Here is a 19,338-nt window from a genome sequence, read left to right as displayed (position 1 = left end):
TCCCGCATGTCCACGCTGATTGTCATCCCGGCGCGCTATGCCTCGACCCGGTATCCGGGCAAGGCGCTTGCGCCGCTTACGGGGGCGACGGGTCAAAATAAGACCCTAATCCACCGCAGTTGGGAGGCCGCTAAAGCCGTGCGCGGCGTGGATCGGGTTGTGGTCGCCACCGACGATGACCGCATCCGCGACGAGGCGACACGCTTTGGGGCCGAGGTCGTGATGACCTCGGACGCCTGCGAAAACGGGACCGAGCGCTGCGCCGAAGCCCTAACCGCGCTGGGCGAAGGCTTCGACATTATCGTCAACTTGCAGGGTGACGCCCCCCTGACGCCTCCGTGGTTCGTGGAAGAGCTGGTTGCCGCGCTCAAGACCCATCCCGCAGCCGAGGTCGCCACGCCGGTTCTTCGCTGCGATGGTCGCGCGCTGAACGGCTTTCTGGAAGACCGCAAGGCGGGACGTGTCGGCGGAACGACGGCGGTCTTCGGATCAGAGGGACACGCGCTCTATTTTTCGAAAGAAGTGATCCCGTACACGCAGGGAAACGGCTGGTCCGATCACGATCAGACGCCAGTGTTTCATCATGTCGGCGTCTATGCCTACCGCCCCTCGGCCCTTGCCGCCTACCCGCTTTGGCCCGCGGGGCCTCTGGAACAGTTGGAAGGGCTGGAACAGCTGCGTTTTCTCGAGCGTGAAAAGCCCATTCAATGCGTCGAGGTCGACGCCCGTTCGCGCCAATTCTGGGAGCTGAACAATCCCGAGGATGTTCCGCGGATCGAAGCCATTTTGCAGGAGCTGGGGGTGGAATAATTCAAAGCCCTCAGAGCGTCTCTGGAAAAGAGTCGAGAAAAAATCCGCTTTGCATTAGAATGTTAGAAAAAGATCATGATGTTTTCAAATTTATCAATTAGAGACTTAACGAGTAAGCGCAACTTTGACGTGATGCCGTCACCCCTTTCCTGACGAAAGAATCGCTAAGGTTTTGCTGCGATATGTACAAAGGTGAAATTCATGAAGCGTAAGGTTACGAAAGCGATATTTCCTGTGGCAGGACTGGGAACCCGTTTCCTTCCCGCGACGAAATCCATCCCGAAAGAGATCATGACGCTGGTTGACCGGCCGTTGATCCAATACGCCATTGACGAAGCGCGTGCCGCTGGCATCAAGGAATTCATCTTCGTAACTTCGCGTGGCAAAGGCGCGCTTGAGGATTACTTTGACAACTCGCCCGTGCTTGAGCAGGAGTTGCGCAAGAAGGGCAAAGACCAGCTTCTGAAGATCCTGAAAGACACCAATATGGAATCTGGTGCCATCGCCTATATGCGACAGCACAAGGCGCTGGGTCTGGGTCACGCGGTGTGGTGTGCCCGCCGCCTGATTGCCAACGAACCCTTCGCCGTGATCCTGCCGGATGACGTGATCGCTGCTGAAAAGCCCTGTTTGCAGCAAATGGTGGAAGCCTATGAAAATACCGGCGGCTGCATGGTCGCGGCCATGGAAGTCCCGCCCGAAAAAGCAAGCGCTTACGGCGTGCTGGATGTGAAAGAGGACATGGGCGATCTGGTCTCGACCCGCGGTATGGTCGAGAAACCCTCGATCGACGAAGCGCCGTCCAATCTGGCGGTGATTGGCCGTTACATCCTGACCCCGGATGTTTTGAACAGCCTGAACGCAAAGAAAACCGGCGCAGGCGGCGAAATTCAGCTGACCGACGCCATTGCAAACGAACTGGTGCAGGGCCGCGATGTCTATGGCTACCGCTTCCGTGGTCAGCGGTTCGACTGTGGCTCGAAGGCGGGGTTCTTGCAGGCCACGGTGGCCTTCGGCATGGCCCGTGAAGAGCTTCGGGACGAGCTTATTGGCTATCTGCACGATCTGGTGGCCCAGAACAAAGCTGCCGAGTAAGCCTGCGTGACGGGGGGCGTGTCCGGCCTTGTGGCCTCGTATCGGATGCGGCTGAAACGTCGACGCCTTTTGTGGCGCTCGATCCGATCCCGGCGACAGTTGACCCCAGTCAATGAGCGTAAGGAGCTGATCCAGAAAGATCAGGTTCTGGGGTTTGTGGTGCTACGCAACGAGATGCAGCGCCTCCCCTTCTTTCTGTCCCATTATCGCCGCCTTGGAGTTGGGCATTTCCTGATTATCGCCAACGATTGCACCGATGGCAGCGCCGAGTATCTGGCGGAGCAGCCCGATGTGTCGCTGTGGCGCACCGACGCCAGCTATAAATCCGCGCGGTTTGGCGTCGATTGGCTGACCTGGCTTCAGTTTCGCTATGGGCACGGGTATTGGTGTCTGACCGTCGATGTGGACGAGCTGTTGATCTATCCGCATCACGACAAACGCCCCCTGCCCGCCCTGACGCAAAGGTTGGACGCCACAGGCGCGCAGGCGCTTGGCGCGCTGATGCTGGATCTGTATCCCAAGGGGCCGTTGGGTGTGGCCGACACGGCGGACGACCCCATCGCGGCGCTGCCTTGGTTCGATGCTGGCCCCTATCGCGCGGTCCGGCAGGCACCGATGCAGAACCTGTGGCTTCAAGGCGGCGCGCGGGAACGGGTGTTCTTTCCAGACGCGCCCACGCGCGGTCCAACCCTGAACAAGCTGCCTTTGGTCAAGTGGTCGCGCCGCTATGCCTATGCGAATTCGACCCATTCCATCCTGCCGCCGCGTCTAAACTTGGAATGGGACGGCCCGCCCGCGATCAGTGGCACCGAGCAGCTGTCCGGCGTTCTGCTGCACACCAAGTTCCTGCCCGGCGTGCTGGAGCGGTCGGAAGAGGAAAAATCCCGGCGCGAGCATTTCGGCCAGCCCGACCAGTTCGACGCCTATTACGATGCGATCGGCGCGGCCCCGGATCTGTGGCATCCCGGCGCACAGCGGTTCGAAGACTGGCAGCAACTGACCCGACTTGGGCTGATGTCGACTGGGGGGTGGAGTGACTAACACCATCGCGTGAAGGGATTTGCGCGATGTATGGAAGACGTTTAGAATTTAGATATAAAAGCAAAGGTGGACCGCGCTTTGTGCCTGCCACGGGCAGAGGCGCGCGCCAGCAGATACAGGCATTAACGGACAGGATACGATTTGGGCGCTTTGACGTCATATCGCCTTAGGCTCAAGCGCAAGCGCCACCTGATCCGTGCGTTTCGCAAACGGCACGAGCTGTCGGCGGTCAAGAACCGTACCACACAGATCGCGCCTGCGGACATCCTTGTCTTTACCACCCTGCGCAACGAACTGGTCCGCCTGCCCTATTTCCTGAAGTATTACAGGGACTTGGGCGTGAATCACTTTCTGATCGTGGACAATGGCTCGGACGACGGATCGCGGGAATATCTGGCGCAGCAGGATGATGTGTCGCTGTGGGCCACTGGGGCCAGTTACAAACGCGCGAAGTTCGGCGTGGATTGGCTGAACTGGCTGCAACGCAAATACGGGCACGATCACTGGTGCCTGACCGTCGATACGGACGAGTTCTTTGTCTATCCGTTCTGCGACACTCGCCCCTTGCGCGCGCTGACCGATTGGCTGGACGCGAGCGAGATCAGAAGCTTCGGCGCAATGCTGATGGATATGTATCCCGAGGGCCAGATCGGCGCCGAGCCCTATCAGGCCGGTCAGAACCCGCTTGAGATCACGCGCTGGTTCGACAGCGGCAACTACACCATTCGCAAGAACAGCCAGTTTCGGAACCTGTGGATCCAGGGCGGCGTGCGCGCCCGTGTCTTTTTTGACGACAACCCGGAACGCGCCCCCGCCCTGAACAAGATCCCTTTGGTGAGGTGGCGTCGGTCCTATGCCTATGTCAGCTCGACCCACACGCTTTTGCCGCGCGGTTTGAACCTTGTTTACGACGAATCCGGGGGCGAGAAAGCCTCGGGCTGTTTGTTGCACACCAAGTTTCTGGACACGTTCGAGGCAAAATCGAAGGAAGAGCTTCAGCGCCGTCAGCACTATGCCAACAGCCACGAATACCGCGCCTACAACACCCGAATGGCGGATGATCCGGTCCTGTGGTGTGAGTGGAGCGAGGAATACATCAACTGGCGACAGCTTGAGGTGCTGGGCCTGATGTCCAAGGGGAACTGGGCATGAGCTTGGGCGTTGTCATGATCGTGCACGAGGCACTGCACCGCGCAACCCAGCTGGCGCGTCATTGGTCTGATCACGGCTGCCCCGTGGTGTTGCATGTCGATCAGCGCGTGGACCGTGACACCTATGACCGCTTTGTCGACAGCTTGGCGGATCGTGACAATGTGCTGTTCTGCGACCGGCACCGCTGCGAATGGGGCACGTGGTCGCTGGTGGCCGCCAGTCAAACCGCGTCCGAGCTGATGTTGGACCGTTTCCCCGATGTGCAGCACGTTCTGCTGGCCTCGGGCAGTTGCTTACCGTTGCGCCCGGTCGCCGAACTAACAACCTATCTGCGCGACCGGCCCTCTACCGATTTCATCGAAAGCGTCACGACCGAGGACGTGCCGTGGGCCATCGGCGGGTTGAACACCGAACGCTTCACCCTGCGCTTTCCGTTCTCGTGGAAGCGTCACCGCCGGCTGTTTGATGGCTATGTAAGGCTTCAGCGCCGAGTGGGGTACAAGCGCCGTATCCCCCTGGGCATCTCTCCGCATCTGGGCAGTCAGTGGTGGTGCCTGACGCGACACACCTTGGCGGCCATCCTGAACGACCCCCGGCGCGCCGTGAATGATGCCTATTTCCGGCGCGTCTGGATCCCGGATGAAAGCTATTATCAGACCCTATCCCGCCAACATTCGAAGAAAATCGAAAGCCGATCCCTGACCCTGTCGAAGTTCGACTATCAGGGCAAACCGCATGTGTTCTATGACGATCACCTGCAACTTCTTCGACGTTCAGACTGCTTCGTGGCGCGGAAAATCTGGCCCCATGCGGATCGGCTCTATGATAGCTTCCTGTCGGATGCGCCCAGCCTAAGTGCCGGGGCCGAACCCAATCCGGGCGAGATCGACCGGATCTTCGCCAAGGCGGTGGATCGCCGGACCAAGGGGCGACCCGGCTTGTTGATGCAAAGCCGCTTTCCGCACCAGCGCTGGGGCAATCGCGTGACCGCCGAACCCTATGTGGTTCTGCAAGGCTTTTCCGAGATGTTTCGCGGGTTTGAACCGTGGCTGGCCAGCTTTGGCAAAGTGCGGGTGCATGGGCATCTGTTCGCGCCAGATGGTGCGCATTTCGCAGGTGGCGGGGGCGAGTATTTCGGGGCGCTGTCGTCTTCGGCGGCGCTGCGTGACTATGACGGCACGGCTTTTCTGAACAACCTAATCTGGAATACGCGGGGGGAACGGCAGTGTTTCCAGTTTGGCCCCGCGGATACGCAGGACATCACATGGGACATCGCGCGCGACGCCAATGCGCGGATCCATATCATCTCGGGGGCGTGGGCCGTGCCCTTGTTCCTGTCCGAAGGCCGGTTTGCCGACATGCGCCGCACTGCTGCGCGCCTGCAAAAGACGGAAAGTGCGTTCCTGAAGGTCCTTCTGTCCGATCACTGCCGCGCCCGTGTTAAAATCCAGACCCTTTCGGATTTCGTTTTGAACCCGATCGAGCCACTGCAGGATGTTCTAGACCAGTTGGCCGCCCGCGACCGCCCCAAGCTGTCCGCGCCGCCCGAGATGGTGCATCTGGGCGGGTTCGGAGAGTTCCTGCAAAATCTGAAAAACCAAGGCATGCATCTGCACCTCGCGGGTGATTTCCCAACCGACTATGCGCCCGAGCCAGCCCAGCCCGCGCGCACCACGCCCTATTTGGTGACAAAGTAATATGAATAAGAAATTCGACTGTTTCATCATCCTTGCCGAGATGCGCACGGGGTCCAACTTTCTGGAAAGCAATCTGGATCAGTTCGACGGGATCCAATGCTATGGCGAGGCGTTCAACCCCTATTTTATGGTGAAACCCGAGCTGGAAGAGCTGTTCGGCGTCACGGTAAAGCAGCGCGACAAGAACCCGGTGAAGCTGCTGGAGCAGATGAAAGCCGGCACAGACGGCATTCCCGGTTTTCGGTTCTTCCACGACCACGACATGCGTATTTTCGAGCATGTGATCGACGACCCGCGCTGCGCCAAGGTGGTCCTGACGCGGAACCAGGTGGAAAGCTATGTCAGTCGCCGGATCGCTTGGGCCACGCAGCAATGGGCGCTGACCAACGGTAAGGATGCCAAGAAGTTCCGCGTACGGTTTGATTCAAGCGAATTTGAAAAATTCTTCTATGAATACAAAGCTTTCCAGCTGAACATCAAAGGTCGGCTGCAAAAGACCGGCCAGACGGCATTCTATATCGATTACGAAGACACGCAGAATCTCGATGTTGTGAACGGGCTGGGGAAGTTTCTGGGGGCCGAGCACGAGATCACCAAGTTCTCGGGCAAATACAAGAAACAAAACCCCGAGACGTTGGCCGAAAAGGTTCGCAACATCGATGAGCTGGTCGAGACGGTGCGCAACATCGACCTGTTCGACCTTGGCAAAGTGCCGAACTTTGAACCCGCCCGCCCGCCGGCCGTGCCAACCTATGTGACGGCCGAGAATGCGCCGCTGATGTACCTGCCCATCAAGGGCGGTCCGGTGGAGCGCGTGAAAGGCTGGATGGAAGGGTTCGGCGAACTGTCCTCGGAGTTTAACCAGAAATCGCTGCGCCAGTGGAAGAACCGCAACAAAGGGCATCGTACCTTCACGGTGCTGCGCCACCCGGTCGCCCGCCTGCACGCTGCGTTCTGTACGCATTTCCTGCAAGGCGGGCCCGAGACCTATTGGGAAATCAAAAACGCCCTGCGCGAGAACTATGACGTCCCCCTGCCCGAGCATTTGCCCGATGACAGCTGGGATGTTGCTGCCCATCGCGCGGCGTTCATCGCGTTTGCCAACTTCGTCCGACGCAATCTGGCCGGACAGACCGGCATCCGTGTAGATGCCTCGTGGGCCACGCAATCTGCTGTGATCAAAGGGTTTTCGGACTTCCAATTGCCTGACCGCGTGCTGCGCGAAGACGAGCTTGAGGAAGGCTTGCTTGCGCTTGCACAGGACGTTGGCTTAGCCGCGTCCATGCTGCCAGCGCCGCAAGACGATATACCCTTCACGCTGGCTCAGATCTATGATGACGAGGTCGAGACCGCCGTGAAGGCCGCCTATCAGCGTGATTATATGATGTTCGGCTATCGGCCGTGGGGGAAATCCTGACAGGCGGCGCTTAGGCCGCCTTGTTCGACAGGCTATCCGTCAGAAGCGCATGCAGGGCCGCGGTGTCCGTGTTGGCGCGCAGCTTTGCGCAGATCGACGCGTCGCGCATCGAGCGGGACACCAGCGCCAGCGCTTTCAGGTGGTCCACACCGGAATCTTCCGGGGCAAACAGCGCAAAGATCAGGTCTACGGGCTGACGATCCACGGCGTCGAAATCAAACGGCTTTTCTACGCGGACAAAGCAGCCGGTCACTTCGGTGACACCGGCCAGACGGGCATGGGGCAGGGCAACGCCGCGACCTACGCCGGTCGGGCCAAGGTTTTCACGCTCGGACAGGGCGGCAAACGCATCCTCTGCGTTGATGCCATAGCAATCCGCAGCGATGTCGCCCAAGTCTTGAAAAAGACGTTTCTTGGACGACACCGTCGACAGAACCTTTACGGCGGACGGCGCCAAAATGCTCGCAAGTTCCATTTTTGACCAATTTCCCGCCCGCCAAGGCGGGGGGCCTACGCTTCGTTGTTAACCGGGTCAATCCAGCCGACATTTCCGTCTTCACGACGGTATACGACATTCATGCCCTGAGTTTTCTCGTTCTTGAAAACCAGCACGGGGGCGTGGGCCAGCTCCATCTGCATGACAGCTTCGCCAACGGAAAGCGACGGGATGCGCGTTTCCATTTCGGCGATGATCATGGGTTGGAGCGTAGCGTCCTCTGCCTCGTCGTGGCCTTCTTCGTTGGCGAGGATATACGAGGATCCACCGAAAACTTCAACCGGATCGACGCGGTCACGGTGATGGTCCTTCAACCTGCGCTTATAACGCCGCAGTTGCTTTTCCATTTTCTCGGCACATTGGTCGAATGCCGCGTAGATTTCGGTCGCGTGACCCTTCGCCTGAGCGGTCAGCCCAGTGGACAGGTGAACAATGGTTTCACAGACATATTCATGTGCGCTTTTCGAGAAAATGACCTGCGCATCGGTGGGGCGTTCAGCATACTTTTGAACAATGCCGCCGAGCTCTTCTTTCACGTGAACCTGAAGGGCTTCACCAATGTCGATCTGCTTGCCACTGATTTGATATTGCATCCTATCTCCTTTGATCGCTGTAGGAATTTGGCCTTATGCCACGGGGGCATAAAGCAAGAAAACTGTTTTAAAACATGTGGATGTTTTGTCTTTGCAGAGATTTGTCCGCCCGATCAGGTCTGGGGCGATCAAATGTGCGAGCCCGCATTGGGCACGGCACGAACGAAGGGTTGCGTGTTCATGCATCACCTTCATTTGGCGACGAGTCGGTAGGGATTGTCAAGCGACCCGATGTCACATTCGTCAGTTGATCGAGAAATTCTGACCCAGATAGACGCGGCGGACGTTCTCGTCCTTCACAACTTCGTCGGTGGTGCCGCTCATCAGGACATGGCCGTCATGCAGGATGTAAGCACGGTCGACGATCTCGAGCGTTTCGCGCACGTTGTGGTCGGTGATCAGCACGCCGATGCCGCGGTTTTTCAGGTCATGCACCAGTGTGCGAATCTCGCCCACAGCAATCGGATCGACGCCCGCGAAGGGTTCATCCAGCAGCAAATACTTGGGATTCGATGCCAAGAGTCGTGCGATTTCACAGCGACGACGTTCCCCGCCCGACAGGGCCAGCGCGGGGGTGCGGCGCAGGTGGCTGATCGAGAATTCGTTCAGCAGCTCTTCCAGACGCTCACGGCGCTTGTGCCGATCCTTGGTCGAGATCTCGAGGATCGACAGGATGTTGTCTTCGACGCTCATGCCGCGGAAGATCGACATCTCTTGCGGCAGATAGCCGATCCCACGCCGCGCACGGCGATACATCGGCAACAGCGTCACGTCTTCGCCGTCGATAATCACCTGACCAGCTTCGGGCGTGACCAGCCCAGCGATGGAATAGAAGGTCGTGGATTTACCACAGCCGTTTGGCCCCAGCAGCGCAACAACCTCGCCCCGGTGCAGTTCCAGGTTCACCTCGCGGATGACCGGCTTTTTGCGATAGCTTTTGCGCAATCCGATGATGCGCAGCCCCGCGTCGCCGTTTTCAACTGTCAGATTTGGGGCCGCCATTAGTTCGCCCCGGTCTGGATGATCGATTTAACCCGCCCGTCCATCTGGCCCGTGCCATTCTGCAGGTTCACGGTCAGCTTGTCAGACGACAGCGCGTTTTGGCCTTGGGTCAGGATCACGTTGCCGGTCATCACAACCAGACCTGACTCGATCGTATAAACCGCCTCGCGCGCCTCAGCGGCTTCGGCGCCGTTTACAAGCGTGACACCACCCGTAGCGTGTAGGCGCGAGATTTCGCCGGTCGTGTCCGCGCCCGTTGCGTATTCCACGCGCACCTTGCCGGCGCTTAGGCGCATGTCGCCCTGACCAATCACCACATTGCCGGAAAACGTCGCCGCCCCGCTGGACTGGTCCACGGTCAGTTGATCGGCCGAGATTTCGATCGGAAGGCTGCTGTCATGCTTCAGCCCGCCAAAGGCAACCTGAGCTTGTGCGAAAGCGGCGACCGGCAAGCAGATCGCCATCAAAATGGAATAAATAAAACTGCGTTTGATCACCGGGGTTCCCCCTTGTCTTTGGGATCATATATCAGCTTCACCCCGTCCTTGAAAACAAGAACATATCCGGCGTCTTCACCTTCTGCCTGAGAAATGACGGCGTCACCTGCCGACAGGTCGCCCATCGGGCCCGTGGCTTCGACCGGGCCATTGCTGGCGACATAGGTGCTGTCCATCGAGGTCGTCAGCGTTTCGGTCGAGATCCAGTAGTCTGTCGAGGTACGCAAAGACACGCCGCCGGACAGGTCGATCTTGTGCGCAGTGCCATCAATATCGGCCTGAGCCGCACGGATATGAACCTGCGCGCCGTCGGGGGTTTCGATGTCGGCCTCAAGCTCTAACGCTTTGAAATAATTGGCGCGTTCTTCGTCCGGGGCGGCGCTGGCAGCCTTGAACTGGATCGCGGCGCCATCTTCGGTCACGCTGGAAAACTTCGGATTGGTAATCTTCTGCTCGCCCGTCAGTTCTTCCAGATTGATCCGCGCATAGGTCAGCGATGTGGTCGGATCGACAGATTTCGACACAAGAAACATCAAGGACAGCAGCACAAGCGCAGTGGCTGGCAGAATGATCTTCAGCCAGTTCACAAGACGCGTATATGTGATGCGGGTGCCGGACATGCGGGGCCTTTCGGTAGGGTTGCTTGTTATCTAGCGCCGATGCGCCGGATTCCAAGGCAGCCTTTAGTGCGCAAAGATGTCCTGTTCGGGCCAACCGGCAAGATCCAGCCGGGCACGCATGGGCAGGAAGTCGAAGCAGGCCTGTGCCATCTCTGTCCGACCTTCGCGGGCCAGACGCATATCCAGCTCTTCTTTCAGACGGTGCAGGTGCAGCACGTCGGACGCCGCATAGTCCAGCTGCGCCGGGGTCAGCTCTTCCGCGCCCCAGTCGCTCATCTGTTGCTGTTTCGAGATGTCGACTTTCAGCAACTGATCCAGCAGGTTCCGCAACCCGTGCCGATCCGTGTAGGTCCGCACCAGTTTCGAGGCGATCTTGGTGCAATAAACGGGCGCCGTGACCACGCCGAACGCGTTCAGCATGGCGGCGATGTCGAAGCGACCAAAGTGGAAGATCTTCAGCACATTAGGGTCGGTCAGCATCTTCTCAAGGTTCGGCGCGCTGGTCTGGCCTTTCTCGACCTGCACCAGATGCGCATTGCCGTCCCCGCCGGACATCTGCACCACGCACAGACGGTCACGATGCGGGTTCAGACCCATGGTTTCACAATCGATGGCTACGACCGGACCAAGGTCCAGCCCATCGGGAAGGTCGCGCTTGTAGAGATGGTTGGCCATGTCGCCCTCGTAATCTGTTTCCCCTCTGCATAGGGCCAGAGGGGAACAGGTTCAACGAAAAGGCTTACTTGCCGTAATAAAGCCCGACAACATGCTCGGCTTCGGCGAAGAACAGCCAACGGCCGACGATCGCGCCTGCGATATGCAGCGCCAAGGCGATGAAGGCGGTGGCGTGGCCGGCTGGGGTCAGCAGCAGGATAGCAGCGGGCAGGACAGCGCCCGCGCCCAGCGCGATCATCCGCAGCTTCTGCGCGTGTTTGCGGCCGACGCGATAGACCATCTCGTCCAGCACATAGTTGCCGCCAGTGTGGCCGCTCTCGAACATCCGAACCTCGCCCAGATGGCCCAGCCCGGTGGCGTCGCCCAGCGTGCCTCGGTTCGCGGCGCGCGCGTCACCTTGCTGCCAGTGCAGCCACATCACGACGGCAAGCGCGGCCAGCAGCACGCCTGCGATCTTTACTTCCCCAGCCAAGAGCGCCCCGCCTGCAATTGCGTGCAGCAGGAACAAAATAGGTGTGAGTGGTTGGCTCCAGCGCGAGATCGTCTTGAGCTGGGTGTAAATCATCGAGGTGGTGAAGACGGTGATCAGCGCCAAAACAGAGCCTATTACACCGGAAAACGCCATGTCTGCGCCCATGAAGACGCGGGCAAGGGCGATCAGACCAAACAGCAGAAGCGTGACGACGGCGGCCACGCCCTCGCGGCTCAGCCAGCTGGTCCGCCATTGGCTGAACGCATAGATCGCGTTCTTCTTGTTCCCAAGGTGAAAGGTCGAGGCCAAAAGCCCGCCCGCCGCCAGCACATAGGCGATGACGAAGAACGCCAGCAGCGTCATGCCGCCGACGTCAGGAATACCAAGACCCATCCAGGCCAAAAGCCCGAAGCCAAGCCCGGAAAAGGTGGTGAAGATGATAACACTGGGTGCGGGATGCATCCGTTTCCTCCGTCAGAGCTTGTCGAGCGCTTTGTCCAGCCAGCCAAGGAACCCTTTGGGTTCGTCCGCGACCGTGTTCAGGGGTGCTGTGTCCAACTGATCCTTGGGGCGGGGCGGCAGGTATTTGTTTACGGGCTTGGTGCCCAGATCCGGCATCAGGTCAAACCCGCCGCGATCGGCGACCAGTTTCGACACATCGCTGTCCGGGTCGCCCAAATCGCCGAAATGGCGGGCGCCGGCAGGGCAGGTGCGTACACAGGCGGGAACGCGGTCCTCTTCCGGCAGGTTTTCGTTGTAAATTCGGTCCACACACAGGGTGCATTTCTTCATGACACCCGCTTCGCGGTCCAGTTCCCGCGCGCCGTAAGGGCAGGACCACGCGCAAAGGCCGCAACCGATGCAGCGGTCTTCGTTCACCAGAACAATCCCGTCTTCCTCGCGCTTGTAGCTTGCCCCGGTCGGGCAGACGGTGACGCAGGGCGCGTCTTCGCAGTGCAGGCAAGACCGCGGCATATGCACGGTTTGCGAGGCGTAGCCGGATTGTTGGGCCTCGTAGCTGAACACCCGGTTCAGGAAGGTGCCCGACGGGTCCGCGCCATAGGCGTCCTGATCGGACAGCGGCGCGCCATAGTTCTGCGTGTTCCAGCCCTTACAGGCGGTCACACAACCATGACAGCCCACGCAGGTATCAAGGTCGATGACCAGGCCCAGTTTCTTATCGGTTTTCGAAGGCAAAGCAGTCATCAGATCTTCCTCGCCACAGTTTTGGGACCTTTGCCCACAGGGGACTTGATCGGCGGGTGCGCAGGCTGGCTTTCCGCTGGTTTAGTCTCACATTTCTCGATTTTCACGCGCAGATCAAACCATGCGGCTTGCCCGGTAATCGGGTCCGAGTTCGTCCAGCGCAGCCCGTCACCCTTTGGCGGTTGAAGCTCGCTGATCAGGTGGTTCAGAAGGAAGCCTTCGGTTGCCTCGGGCGCGTCTTCGTCCAGCGCCCATGCGCCTTTGCGCTTGCCGATCGCATTCCATGTCCAAACGGTGTCTCCGTTCAGGCCCGCGTGATGCGCAACCGGCACGGCGATCTGGCCGTGAACCGAGGACACGGTGGCGAAATCGCCGTCTTCAAATCCGTGCTCCTCCCAGATCTTGGTGGGCAGGTAGAGGTAGTTCTTCCCGGTAATCTGCCGCAGCCACGCGTTTTGCGTGCCCCACGAGTGATACATGTGCATCGGGCGCTGGGTTAGTGCGTGGATCGGGTATTCGTCGGTGTCGACATTGCCCTCTTCAAACGGTTCGTACCAGATCGGCAGAGGGTCCATCGTCTCGCCAATCCGCGCGCGAAGATTGTCGGGGGGCTGGCGGTCTCCGAACCCTTCGGCGGCCAGTTGGAATTTGCGCATGGGCTCGACATAGAGGCTGAAGACATAGGGGCTTTCCGCATCGAATATCCCGCGCTTTACCGCCCATTCCTGATAGTGCTTGTTCCACGGCTTATAGAAGCTGGCGTTGTCGGGCACGTGGTTGATCCAGAAGCCGCCATTTTCGATATACTTGTCGATTTGGGCTGGATTAGGCTCTCCTCGACCCTTGCCGTTGCCGTCTTCACCGCGCCACCCGGCCAGCGGTCCAACGCCCGGACGGCGTTCGTGATTGACGATGTAATCGGCGTAATCTTCGTACTTGGCGGACCCGTCTTCATTCACGAAACCGGGCAGGCCCATTTTCACGCCAAGCTGGATCAGCACCGTCTGGAAGCCGCGCACGTCGCGGTCGGGTTCAACCACCGGCCAACGGATCGCATCAGCCGCGCCGTCTGCCTCGCAAATCGGGCGATCAAGCAGCGAGATACAGTCGTGACGTTCCAAATATGTCGTGTCGGGCAGGATCAGATCCGCATAGGCCACCATCTCCGAGCTATAGGCGTCGGAATAGATGATATGCGGGATCACATAATCGCCATTCTCGTCTTTGTCGGTGAGCATCCGCATCACCTCGGTCGAGTTCATCGACGAGTTCCACGCCATATTGGCCATATACAGAAACAGCGTGTCGATCTTGTACGGATCGCCGGCATGCGCGTTCGAGATCACCATATGCATCAGCCCATGACTGGACATCGGGTTTTCCCACGTAAATGCCTTGTCGATCCGCGCTGGGCTTCCGTCATCTTTCAACGCCAGATGCTCCGGCCCGCGCACAAACCCTAGATGTGGGCCGTTCAGCGGTTGGCCGGGGGTTACGCCGACGTGCGGAATGGGATGGGCCTCGACCGGTTTGGGGTAGGGGGGCTTGAAGCGGAACCCGCCCGGAACTTCGACCGAGCCGAGCAGGATTTGCAGTACATGCAGCGCGCGGCAGGTCTGGAAGCCATTCGAATGCGCCGAGATCCCGCGCATCGCATGGAAGCTGACCGGACGCCCGATCATCTTGTCGTGTTTCTCGCCCTTCCAATCGGTCCAAGGCTGGTCCAGAACGATCTCTTCCTCGAACGCCACACGGGCAAGTTCGGCTGCAATAGAGCGTATTTTATCTGCAGACACGCCGGTTCGCTCGGCGACGGCCTCGGGGGCATATTCCTCCGACAGATAGCGTTCAGCCATCAATTGGAAGACTGGGCGATGGGTCTGGCCCTCGGACTCGTAAGTCGCCGCCAGATTGGGCATCACACCGGGTGTGTCATAGTCCGCCAGCTTGCCGGTCTTGCGGCAAATGACCTGCGGCTTGCCGGTTGCACCACGGATGAAAAGGCCGGTTTCCGCTGTGTTAGGCTCTTCATTCACGATGAAGCCCGCGTTGGTATAGCGTGACAGATAGTTCAGATCGACTTGCCCCGCACGGAACAGCTCGTGCACCAGCGCAAGGATGAACAGCCCGTCCGTGCCGGGGGTGATCCCCACCCATTCATCCGCAATCGCGTTATAGCCCGAGCGGATCGGGTTCACGCCAATCACACGCGCGCCACGTTCTTTCAGCTTGCCCAGACCGATCTTGATCGGGTTCGAGTCGTGGTCTTCCGCCACGCCAAACAACATGAACAGCTTGGTGCGATCCCAGTCGGGTTGGCCGAACTCCCAAAACGCGCCGCCCATCGTATAGATGCCCGCCGCCGCCATGTTCACGGAACAGAAGCCACCATGCGCCGCATAGTTGGGCGTGCCATAGCTTTGCGCAAACCACGAGGTGAAGCTTTGGCTCTGGTCACGCCCGGTGAAGAACGCCAGCTTCGAGGGATCTTCGTTGCGCAGTGGACCCATCCAACCGACGGCCATCTCCAGCGCTTCGTCCCAGGAAATCTCTTCAAACTCGCCCGATCCACGCGGGCCGACCCGTTTCAGCGGCGCACGCAGACGCGATGGCGCATAGTGCTGCATGATCCCCGAGGACCCCTTGCCGCACAAAACGCCCTTATTCACAGGGTGATCGCGGTTGCCCTCGATATAGGCGACTTTGCCGTCCTTCATGTGCACGTTGATGCCGCAACGGCAGGCGCACATATAGCACGTCGTCTTGCGCACCTCGTCCGAGACGGGCGGAGAGGTGTCGATTTGAATGTTTTCCGGTTTGCTCATCACGTGTTGCTGGTCCTAATGCCGCTTTTGCGGTTCGGTTGGCGGACGCATGGTGGCGCGATCCTGTTGGTCTTGTTCCTAAAATGCCGAGTTGAGCAGGGGGTGCGGTAGGTCCAGAAGCTCTTGCGGATGTAGCCAGTTTTCGGGTGCTGGCGACTCGCCCGAGTCTACGATTGCGCCGCAAAAACAGACCAGAAAAACCGCCGGATATGGAACATTAGCCCTCACGGGGCCGCCTGATGCGCGTTCCGTCCTTTTCAAATGGTCAAGATTGGCGAATCTATGGAAATATTTCCCATCCGGGTGCATATCACACGCAACTCATCGGAGGCGCGATATGGATCACCTGCCAATATTTCTGGATATAAAGGGCCGAAAAGTGGTCATAGACGGGGGCGGTACGACCGCTGCCCGGCGTGTTGAACGTGCCTTGGATGCCGGCGCTGTGGTTCATGTGTTTGAACCCAACCCGCAGGCTGAACTGCTGGGGTTGCTTGGGCGACCGGGCGTGACGCACCATGCGCGCCTGCCGGAAAAGGACGATTTCAAGGGCTGCATCATCGCGTATGGCGCATCCGACATTGCCGAGCGGGACGAGTTCCTGCATGCCGCGGCCAAAGCCGAAGGCGCGCTGGTGAACGTGGCCGATGTGAAGCCGCTGTGTGATTTCATCACGCCGTCGATCGTTGATCGCAGCCCCGTTACGATCGCCATCTCGACCGGAGGCGCCGCGCCCGTCATCGCCCGTATTCTGCGCGCGCGGATCGAATCGCTTTTGCCGTCCGGATATGGCCGCCTTGCCAGCTTCCTGAGCGGTTTTCGCGGCAAGATCGAGGATCACATTACCTCGGGCCGCGCCCGTCGTCGGTTCTGGGAACAGATGATCGAAGGCCCGATTGGCGATGCCTTCTTGGCGGGTGACAAAGACCGCGCGGAAGAGTTGATCGACCAGTCCCTGACCGGTGAAGACCCGGATCAGAAGGGTGGGATCTGGCTGGTGGGTATCGGCTCGGGCGCTCAGGATCTGCTGACCTTCCGCGCGCTGTCGGTGATGCAGCGGGCCGATGTGATCATCTATGATGGCTCGGCCAATGCTGACATTCTGGCGCTGACCCGCCGTGACGCGACTCGCATGACCGCAGATGACGCCGCGCTGACTGACTATGCCGGGATGGCGAATGCTGGCCGTCGCGTGGTCTGGCTGGTTTCGGGTGACCCCGCAAACCGTGCCGATGCAAAGTCGTGGATCGCGCGTCTGACGGGGCAGGGGGCCGAGGTTCAGGTGGTCCCAGGTGTCTCTAACACGGGCTATTCCACCCATTCGCAGGGCAATGTGATCTCGCTGACCCAGACCTCGGAAACCGCGTCCCACGCGATGAGCTTGTCCCCGCGCGCCTCGCTCTGACACCATTGTTTACAGCGTCATAAATCTGTTACGCCTTCGACATATCCCGCACAGGAAACATCGAAAGGGGCATGACATGACACGTATCGCAATCAACGGACTGGGCCGCATGGGCAAGCTGGTTCTGCGGGACCTGATCGACAACGGTGCCCCTGGCGAGATCGTTCTGCTGAACGACCCTGTCGGAAATGCCGAACAGCACGCGCATCTATTGGAATGGGACACCGTGCATGGCCGCTGGCCGGCCGAGTTCTCGGCAGGTGAAGACAGCATCATGATCAACGGTCAGGAAATGGCGCTGACGGGATCGTGGACGCTGGAAGGTCTGCCGCTGAAGGAAATGGGCATCGACATGGTGATCGATTGCACCGGCGCGTTCAAAACCAACGAAAAACTGGCCCCGTATTACGCAGCGGGCGTGAAAAAGGTGATCGTGTCGGCCCCGGTCAAGGAAGAGAACGCCCTGAACATCGTTTATGGCGTGAACCATGACCTCTATGACAGACATGATCTGGTGACGGCCGCGTCCTGTACGACAAACTGTCTGGCCCCGGTGGTAAAGGTGCTGCTGGATCGGATCGGCATCAAGCACGGCTCGATGACCACGATCCATGACGTGACCAACACACAAACCATCGTCGATCGCCCCGCCAAGGATCTGCGACGCGCACGTTCCGCGCTGAACTCGCTGATCCCGACCTCGACCGGGTCGGCCAAGGCGATCACCCAGATTTTCCCCGAGCTGACCGGGCGCTTAAATGGCCACGCCGTACGCGTTCCGCTGCTGAATGCCTCGCTGACCGATTGCGTGTTCGAGGTCGAGCGCGAAACCACTGCCGAGGAAATCAACGCTTTCTTCAAAGAAGCGGCCGAGGGCGATCTGAATGGCATTCTGGGGTACGAGGAACGCCCGCTTGTGTCCGCCGATTACACCAACGACCCGCGCAGCTCGATCATTGATGCGCTGTCGACGATGGTGATCAACGGCACGCAGGTAAAGGTCTATGCGTGGTACGACAACGAATGGGGTTACGCCTGCCGTTTGGCCGATGTTGCCCGCATGGTCGGAGCGTCAATGTGACCCTAACCGAGCCCAAACAGGGGCTTGCCGCATATATCGCCGTCACAGCCGCCTATTGGGCGTTCATGCTGTCGGATGGTGCGTTGCGGATGCTGGTGCTGCTGCATTTCCACACGCTGGGCTTTTCGCCCTTCACCTTGGCATGGCTGTTCCTGCTTTACGAGTTCATGGGCGTTGTCACCAACCTGTCCGCGGGCTGGATCGCCGCACGGTTCGGCCTGACCTCGACGCTTTATGCGGGTCTATCCCTGCAGATTATGGCCCTGATCGCTTTGTCGCAGCTGTCGACAGACTGGGCGGTCGTGACCTCGGTCATCTATGTGATGGTGGTGCAGGGCATGTCCGGCGTGGCGAAGGATCTGTCCAAGATGTCGTCCAAAAGCGCGGTGAAACTGCTGGCGCCCGAGGGTGACGGGTTGTTCCGTTGGGTGGCGATCCTGACTGGATCGAAGAACGCAGTGAAGGGTTTTGGCTTCCTGATGGGCGCCGCGTTGCTGGCGCTGATCGGCTTCACACCTTCCGTCATCGCGATGGCGATTGTGCTGGGCGCGATCTTGATCGGCGTGGTGGCGTTTATGCCGGCGGGGCTTCCAAAAGGCTCTAAATCAGCCAAATTCTCGCAAGTTTGGTCGAAAGACGTGCGGATCAACCGACTGTCTCTGGCACGGATGTTCCTGTTCGGCGCACGCGATGTGTGGTTCGTCGTGGGCATTCCGGTGTACTTCCACGCGGTGGTCTCGGACGGTACCCATGCGGGCGATCGCAGCGCGTTTTTCCTGATCGGCAGCTTCATGGCGGTGTGGATCATCGCCTATGGCGCCGTGCAGGCCTGGGCGCCAAAGCTTTTGAAAGCCGCACAGCGCGACCCGCATGATTTCCCGCGCCTTGCTACACTTTGGGTTGGCATTCTGACCGTGGTGATTGCCGCGCTGACCGTTGCCGCCCTGTTCCCCGGCCCGTGGCTGACCCCGGTTCTGGTCGCGGGTCTTCTGGTGTTTGGCTTTGTCTTTGCGGTGAACAGCTCGCTCCATTCCTATCTGATCCTTGCCTTCACCAAGGCCGAGCGTGTGACGATGGATGTGGGCTTTTACTATATGTCCAACGCGGCAGGTCGTTTGATCGGGACGCTGTTGTCCGGGCTGTCCTATCAAGTCGGGGGCTTGCCTCTGTGCCTTGGCACCGCCGCCACCCTGTCTGCTGCCAGTTGGCTGTCCGCGCGACAGCTTGCCAAGCTGGATCATGCCGCCTAGCGTG

General features: G+C 59.5%; 19 protein-coding genes. 9 read left to right on the top strand and 10 right to left on the bottom strand.

Annotated features, from left to right (window positions below; genetic code table 11):
• Window positions 1-6 precede the first annotated feature (6 nt).
• The 6 genes from Q0677_RS01745 to Q0677_RS01720 all read left to right on the top strand — a co-directional run bounded on the left by Q0677_RS01745 (window position 7) and on the right by Q0677_RS01720 (window position 7,212).
• Window positions 7-810 (top strand): manno-octulosonate cytidylyltransferase, encoded by an 804-nt coding sequence (locus Q0677_RS01745; protein WP_298905339.1) that lies wholly within the window; start codon window positions 7-9, stop codon window positions 808-810.
• A gap of 201 nt (window positions 811-1,011) precedes the next feature.
• Window positions 1,012-1,905, top strand: a complete 894-nt coding sequence (gene galU / locus Q0677_RS01740) for a UTP--glucose-1-phosphate uridylyltransferase GalU (RefSeq protein ID WP_298905337.1) — start codon at window positions 1,012-1,014, stop codon at window positions 1,903-1,905.
• 99 nt (window positions 1,906-2,004) lie between these two features.
• Window positions 2,005-2,946, top strand: a complete 942-nt coding sequence (locus Q0677_RS01735; protein WP_366940938.1) for a glycosyltransferase family 2 protein — start codon at window positions 2,005-2,007, stop codon at window positions 2,944-2,946.
• 141 nt (window positions 2,947-3,087) lie between these two features.
• Window positions 3,088-4,098 carry a glycosyltransferase family 2 protein gene (locus Q0677_RS01730; RefSeq protein ID WP_298905336.1) on the top strand — a complete coding sequence of 337 codons (1,011 nt, stop codon included), beginning with the start codon at window positions 3,088-3,090 and terminating at the stop codon, window positions 4,096-4,098.
• Window positions 4,095-5,795: a beta-1,6-N-acetylglucosaminyltransferase gene (locus Q0677_RS01725; RefSeq protein WP_298905334.1), complete on the top strand. Its 1,701-nt coding sequence runs from the start codon at window positions 4,095-4,097 to the stop codon at window positions 5,793-5,795. Before Q0677_RS01730 ends, Q0677_RS01725 begins: the two co-directional genes overlap by 4 nt.
• A gap of 1 nt (window position 5,796) precedes the next feature.
• On the top strand, window positions 5,797-7,212 hold the full coding sequence (locus Q0677_RS01720; RefSeq protein WP_298905332.1) for a sulfotransferase family 2 domain-containing protein: 1,416 nt from the start codon (window positions 5,797-5,799) through the stop codon (window positions 7,210-7,212).
• A gap of 10 nt (window positions 7,213-7,222) precedes the next feature.
• Here Q0677_RS01720 and Q0677_RS01715 read toward each other — a convergent pair whose 3' ends face one another.
• The 10 genes from Q0677_RS01715 to Q0677_RS01670 all read right to left on the bottom strand — a co-directional run bounded on the left by Q0677_RS01715 (window position 7,223) and on the right by Q0677_RS01670 (window position 16,052).
• Window positions 7,223-7,687: a PTS sugar transporter subunit IIA gene (locus tag Q0677_RS01715; RefSeq protein ID WP_133485352.1), complete on the bottom strand. Its 465-nt coding sequence runs from the start codon at window positions 7,685-7,687 to the stop codon at window positions 7,223-7,225.
• 35 nt (window positions 7,688-7,722) lie between these two features.
• Entirely contained in the window at window positions 7,723-8,301 is a 579-nt protein-coding gene (gene raiA / locus Q0677_RS01710; protein ID WP_298905329.1) for a ribosome-associated translation inhibitor RaiA, read from the bottom strand.
• Window positions 8,302-8,544: 243 nt separating this feature from the next.
• A complete protein-coding gene (gene lptB, locus Q0677_RS01705) occupies window positions 8,545-9,303 on the bottom strand; it encodes an LPS export ABC transporter ATP-binding protein (RefSeq protein WP_282182058.1) in 759 nt (252 codons plus the stop codon).
• On the bottom strand, window positions 9,303-9,767 hold the full coding sequence (gene lptA / locus Q0677_RS01700) for a lipopolysaccharide transport periplasmic protein LptA (RefSeq protein WP_298905778.1): 465 nt from the start codon (window positions 9,765-9,767) through the stop codon (window positions 9,303-9,305). Before lptA ends, lptB begins: the two co-directional genes overlap by 1 nt.
• Window positions 9,768-9,796: 29 nt before the next feature.
• A complete protein-coding gene (lptC, locus tag Q0677_RS01695) occupies window positions 9,797-10,420 on the bottom strand; it encodes an LPS export ABC transporter periplasmic protein LptC (protein WP_298905324.1) in 624 nt (207 codons plus the stop codon).
• A gap of 63 nt (window positions 10,421-10,483) precedes the next feature.
• Window positions 10,484-11,095, bottom strand: coding sequence for a ribonuclease D (locus tag Q0677_RS01690; RefSeq protein WP_298905322.1), 612 nt, complete (start codon window positions 11,093-11,095; stop codon window positions 10,484-10,486).
• 64 nt (window positions 11,096-11,159) lie between these two features.
• Window positions 11,160-12,029 (bottom strand): DmsC/YnfH family molybdoenzyme membrane anchor subunit, encoded by an 870-nt coding sequence (locus Q0677_RS01685; protein WP_298905320.1) that lies wholly within the window; start codon window positions 12,027-12,029, stop codon window positions 11,160-11,162.
• Window positions 12,030-12,041: 12 nt separating this feature from the next.
• Window positions 12,042-12,773 (bottom strand): 4Fe-4S dicluster domain-containing protein, encoded by a 732-nt coding sequence (locus Q0677_RS01680; RefSeq protein ID WP_298905318.1) that lies wholly within the window; start codon window positions 12,771-12,773, stop codon window positions 12,042-12,044.
• The gene (locus Q0677_RS01675) at window positions 12,773-15,598 is read right to left on the bottom strand and encodes a molybdopterin oxidoreductase family protein (RefSeq protein ID WP_298905316.1); all 2,826 of its coding nucleotides are present in this window, start codon (window positions 15,596-15,598) and stop codon (window positions 12,773-12,775) included. The genes Q0677_RS01680 and Q0677_RS01675 overlap by 1 nt, the downstream gene beginning before the upstream one ends.
• A gap of 310 nt (window positions 15,599-15,908) precedes the next feature.
• Window positions 15,909-16,052 (bottom strand): hypothetical protein, encoded by a 144-nt coding sequence (locus Q0677_RS01670; protein WP_298905812.1) that lies wholly within the window; start codon window positions 16,050-16,052, stop codon window positions 15,909-15,911.
• Between Q0677_RS01670 and Q0677_RS01665 the strand changes: the two genes are divergently transcribed.
• From Q0677_RS01665 to arsJ, 3 genes are all read left to right on the top strand, one after another.
• The gene (locus Q0677_RS01665; RefSeq protein WP_298905775.1) at window positions 15,984-17,003 is read left to right on the top strand and encodes an SAM-dependent methyltransferase; all 1,020 of its coding nucleotides are present in this window, start codon (window positions 15,984-15,986) and stop codon (window positions 17,001-17,003) included. The two genes, Q0677_RS01670 and Q0677_RS01665, sit on opposite strands and share 69 nt — an antisense overlap.
• 76 nt (window positions 17,004-17,079) lie before the next feature.
• Window positions 17,080-18,084 (top strand): ArsJ-associated glyceraldehyde-3-phosphate dehydrogenase, encoded by a 1,005-nt coding sequence (locus tag Q0677_RS01660; RefSeq protein ID WP_298905314.1) that lies wholly within the window; start codon window positions 17,080-17,082, stop codon window positions 18,082-18,084.
• Entirely contained in the window at window positions 18,081-19,334 is a 1,254-nt protein-coding gene (gene arsJ / locus Q0677_RS01655; protein ID WP_298905312.1) for an organoarsenical effux MFS transporter ArsJ, read from the top strand. Before Q0677_RS01660 ends, arsJ begins: the two co-directional genes overlap by 4 nt.
• Window positions 19,335-19,338 lie beyond the last annotated feature (4 nt).

It is taken from the genome of uncultured Aliiroseovarius sp., assembly GCF_947492455.1.
Classification (GTDB): domain Bacteria; phylum Pseudomonadota; class Alphaproteobacteria; order Rhodobacterales; family Rhodobacteraceae; genus Aliiroseovarius.
The sequence above is the reverse complement of the archived record's forward strand: the minus strand, read 5'-3'. Positions and strand labels throughout refer to the sequence as shown.

Excerpts from the sequence above, each read along its gene's own strand:
- galU (WP_298905337.1), top strand. The coding sequence starts at position 1,012 with ATGAAGCGTAAGGTTACGAAAGCGATATTTCCTGTGGCAGGACTGGGA.
- Q0677_RS01745 (WP_298905339.1), top strand. The coding sequence starts at position 7 with ATGTCCACGCTGATTGTCATCCCGGCGCGCTATGCCTCGACCCGGTAT.
- Q0677_RS01690 (WP_298905322.1), bottom strand. The coding sequence starts at position 11,095 with ATGGCCAACCATCTCTACAAGCGCGACCTTCCCGATGGGCTGGACCTT.
- Q0677_RS01720 (WP_298905332.1), top strand. The coding sequence starts at position 5,797 with ATGAATAAGAAATTCGACTGTTTCATCATCCTTGCCGAGATGCGCACG.
- lptB (WP_282182058.1), bottom strand. The coding sequence starts at position 9,303 with ATGGCGGCCCCAAATCTGACAGTTGAAAACGGCGACGCGGGGCTGCGC.
- Q0677_RS01685 (WP_298905320.1), bottom strand. The coding sequence starts at position 12,029 with ATGCATCCCGCACCCAGTGTTATCATCTTCACCACCTTTTCCGGGCTT.
- Q0677_RS01670 (WP_298905812.1), bottom strand. The coding sequence starts at position 16,052 with ATGAACCACAGCGCCGGCATCCAAGGCACGTTCAACACGCCGGGCAGC.
- Q0677_RS01680 (WP_298905318.1), bottom strand. The coding sequence starts at position 12,773 with ATGACTGCTTTGCCTTCGAAAACCGATAAGAAACTGGGCCTGGTCATC.
- lptC (WP_298905324.1), bottom strand. The coding sequence starts at position 10,420 with ATGTCCGGCACCCGCATCACATATACGCGTCTTGTGAACTGGCTGAAG.
- Q0677_RS01715 (WP_133485352.1), bottom strand. The coding sequence starts at position 7,687 with ATGGAACTTGCGAGCATTTTGGCGCCGTCCGCCGTAAAGGTTCTGTCG.
- lptA (WP_298905778.1), bottom strand. The coding sequence starts at position 9,767 with ATGGCGATCTGCTTGCCGGTCGCCGCTTTCGCACAAGCTCAGGTTGCC.
- Q0677_RS01725 (WP_298905334.1), top strand. The coding sequence starts at position 4,095 with ATGAGCTTGGGCGTTGTCATGATCGTGCACGAGGCACTGCACCGCGCA.
- Q0677_RS01675 (WP_298905316.1), bottom strand. The coding sequence starts at position 15,598 with ATGAGCAAACCGGAAAACATTCAAATCGACACCTCTCCGCCCGTCTCG.
- raiA (WP_298905329.1), bottom strand. The coding sequence starts at position 8,301 with ATGCAATATCAAATCAGTGGCAAGCAGATCGACATTGGTGAAGCCCTT.
- Q0677_RS01660 (WP_298905314.1), top strand. The coding sequence starts at position 17,080 with ATGACACGTATCGCAATCAACGGACTGGGCCGCATGGGCAAGCTGGTT.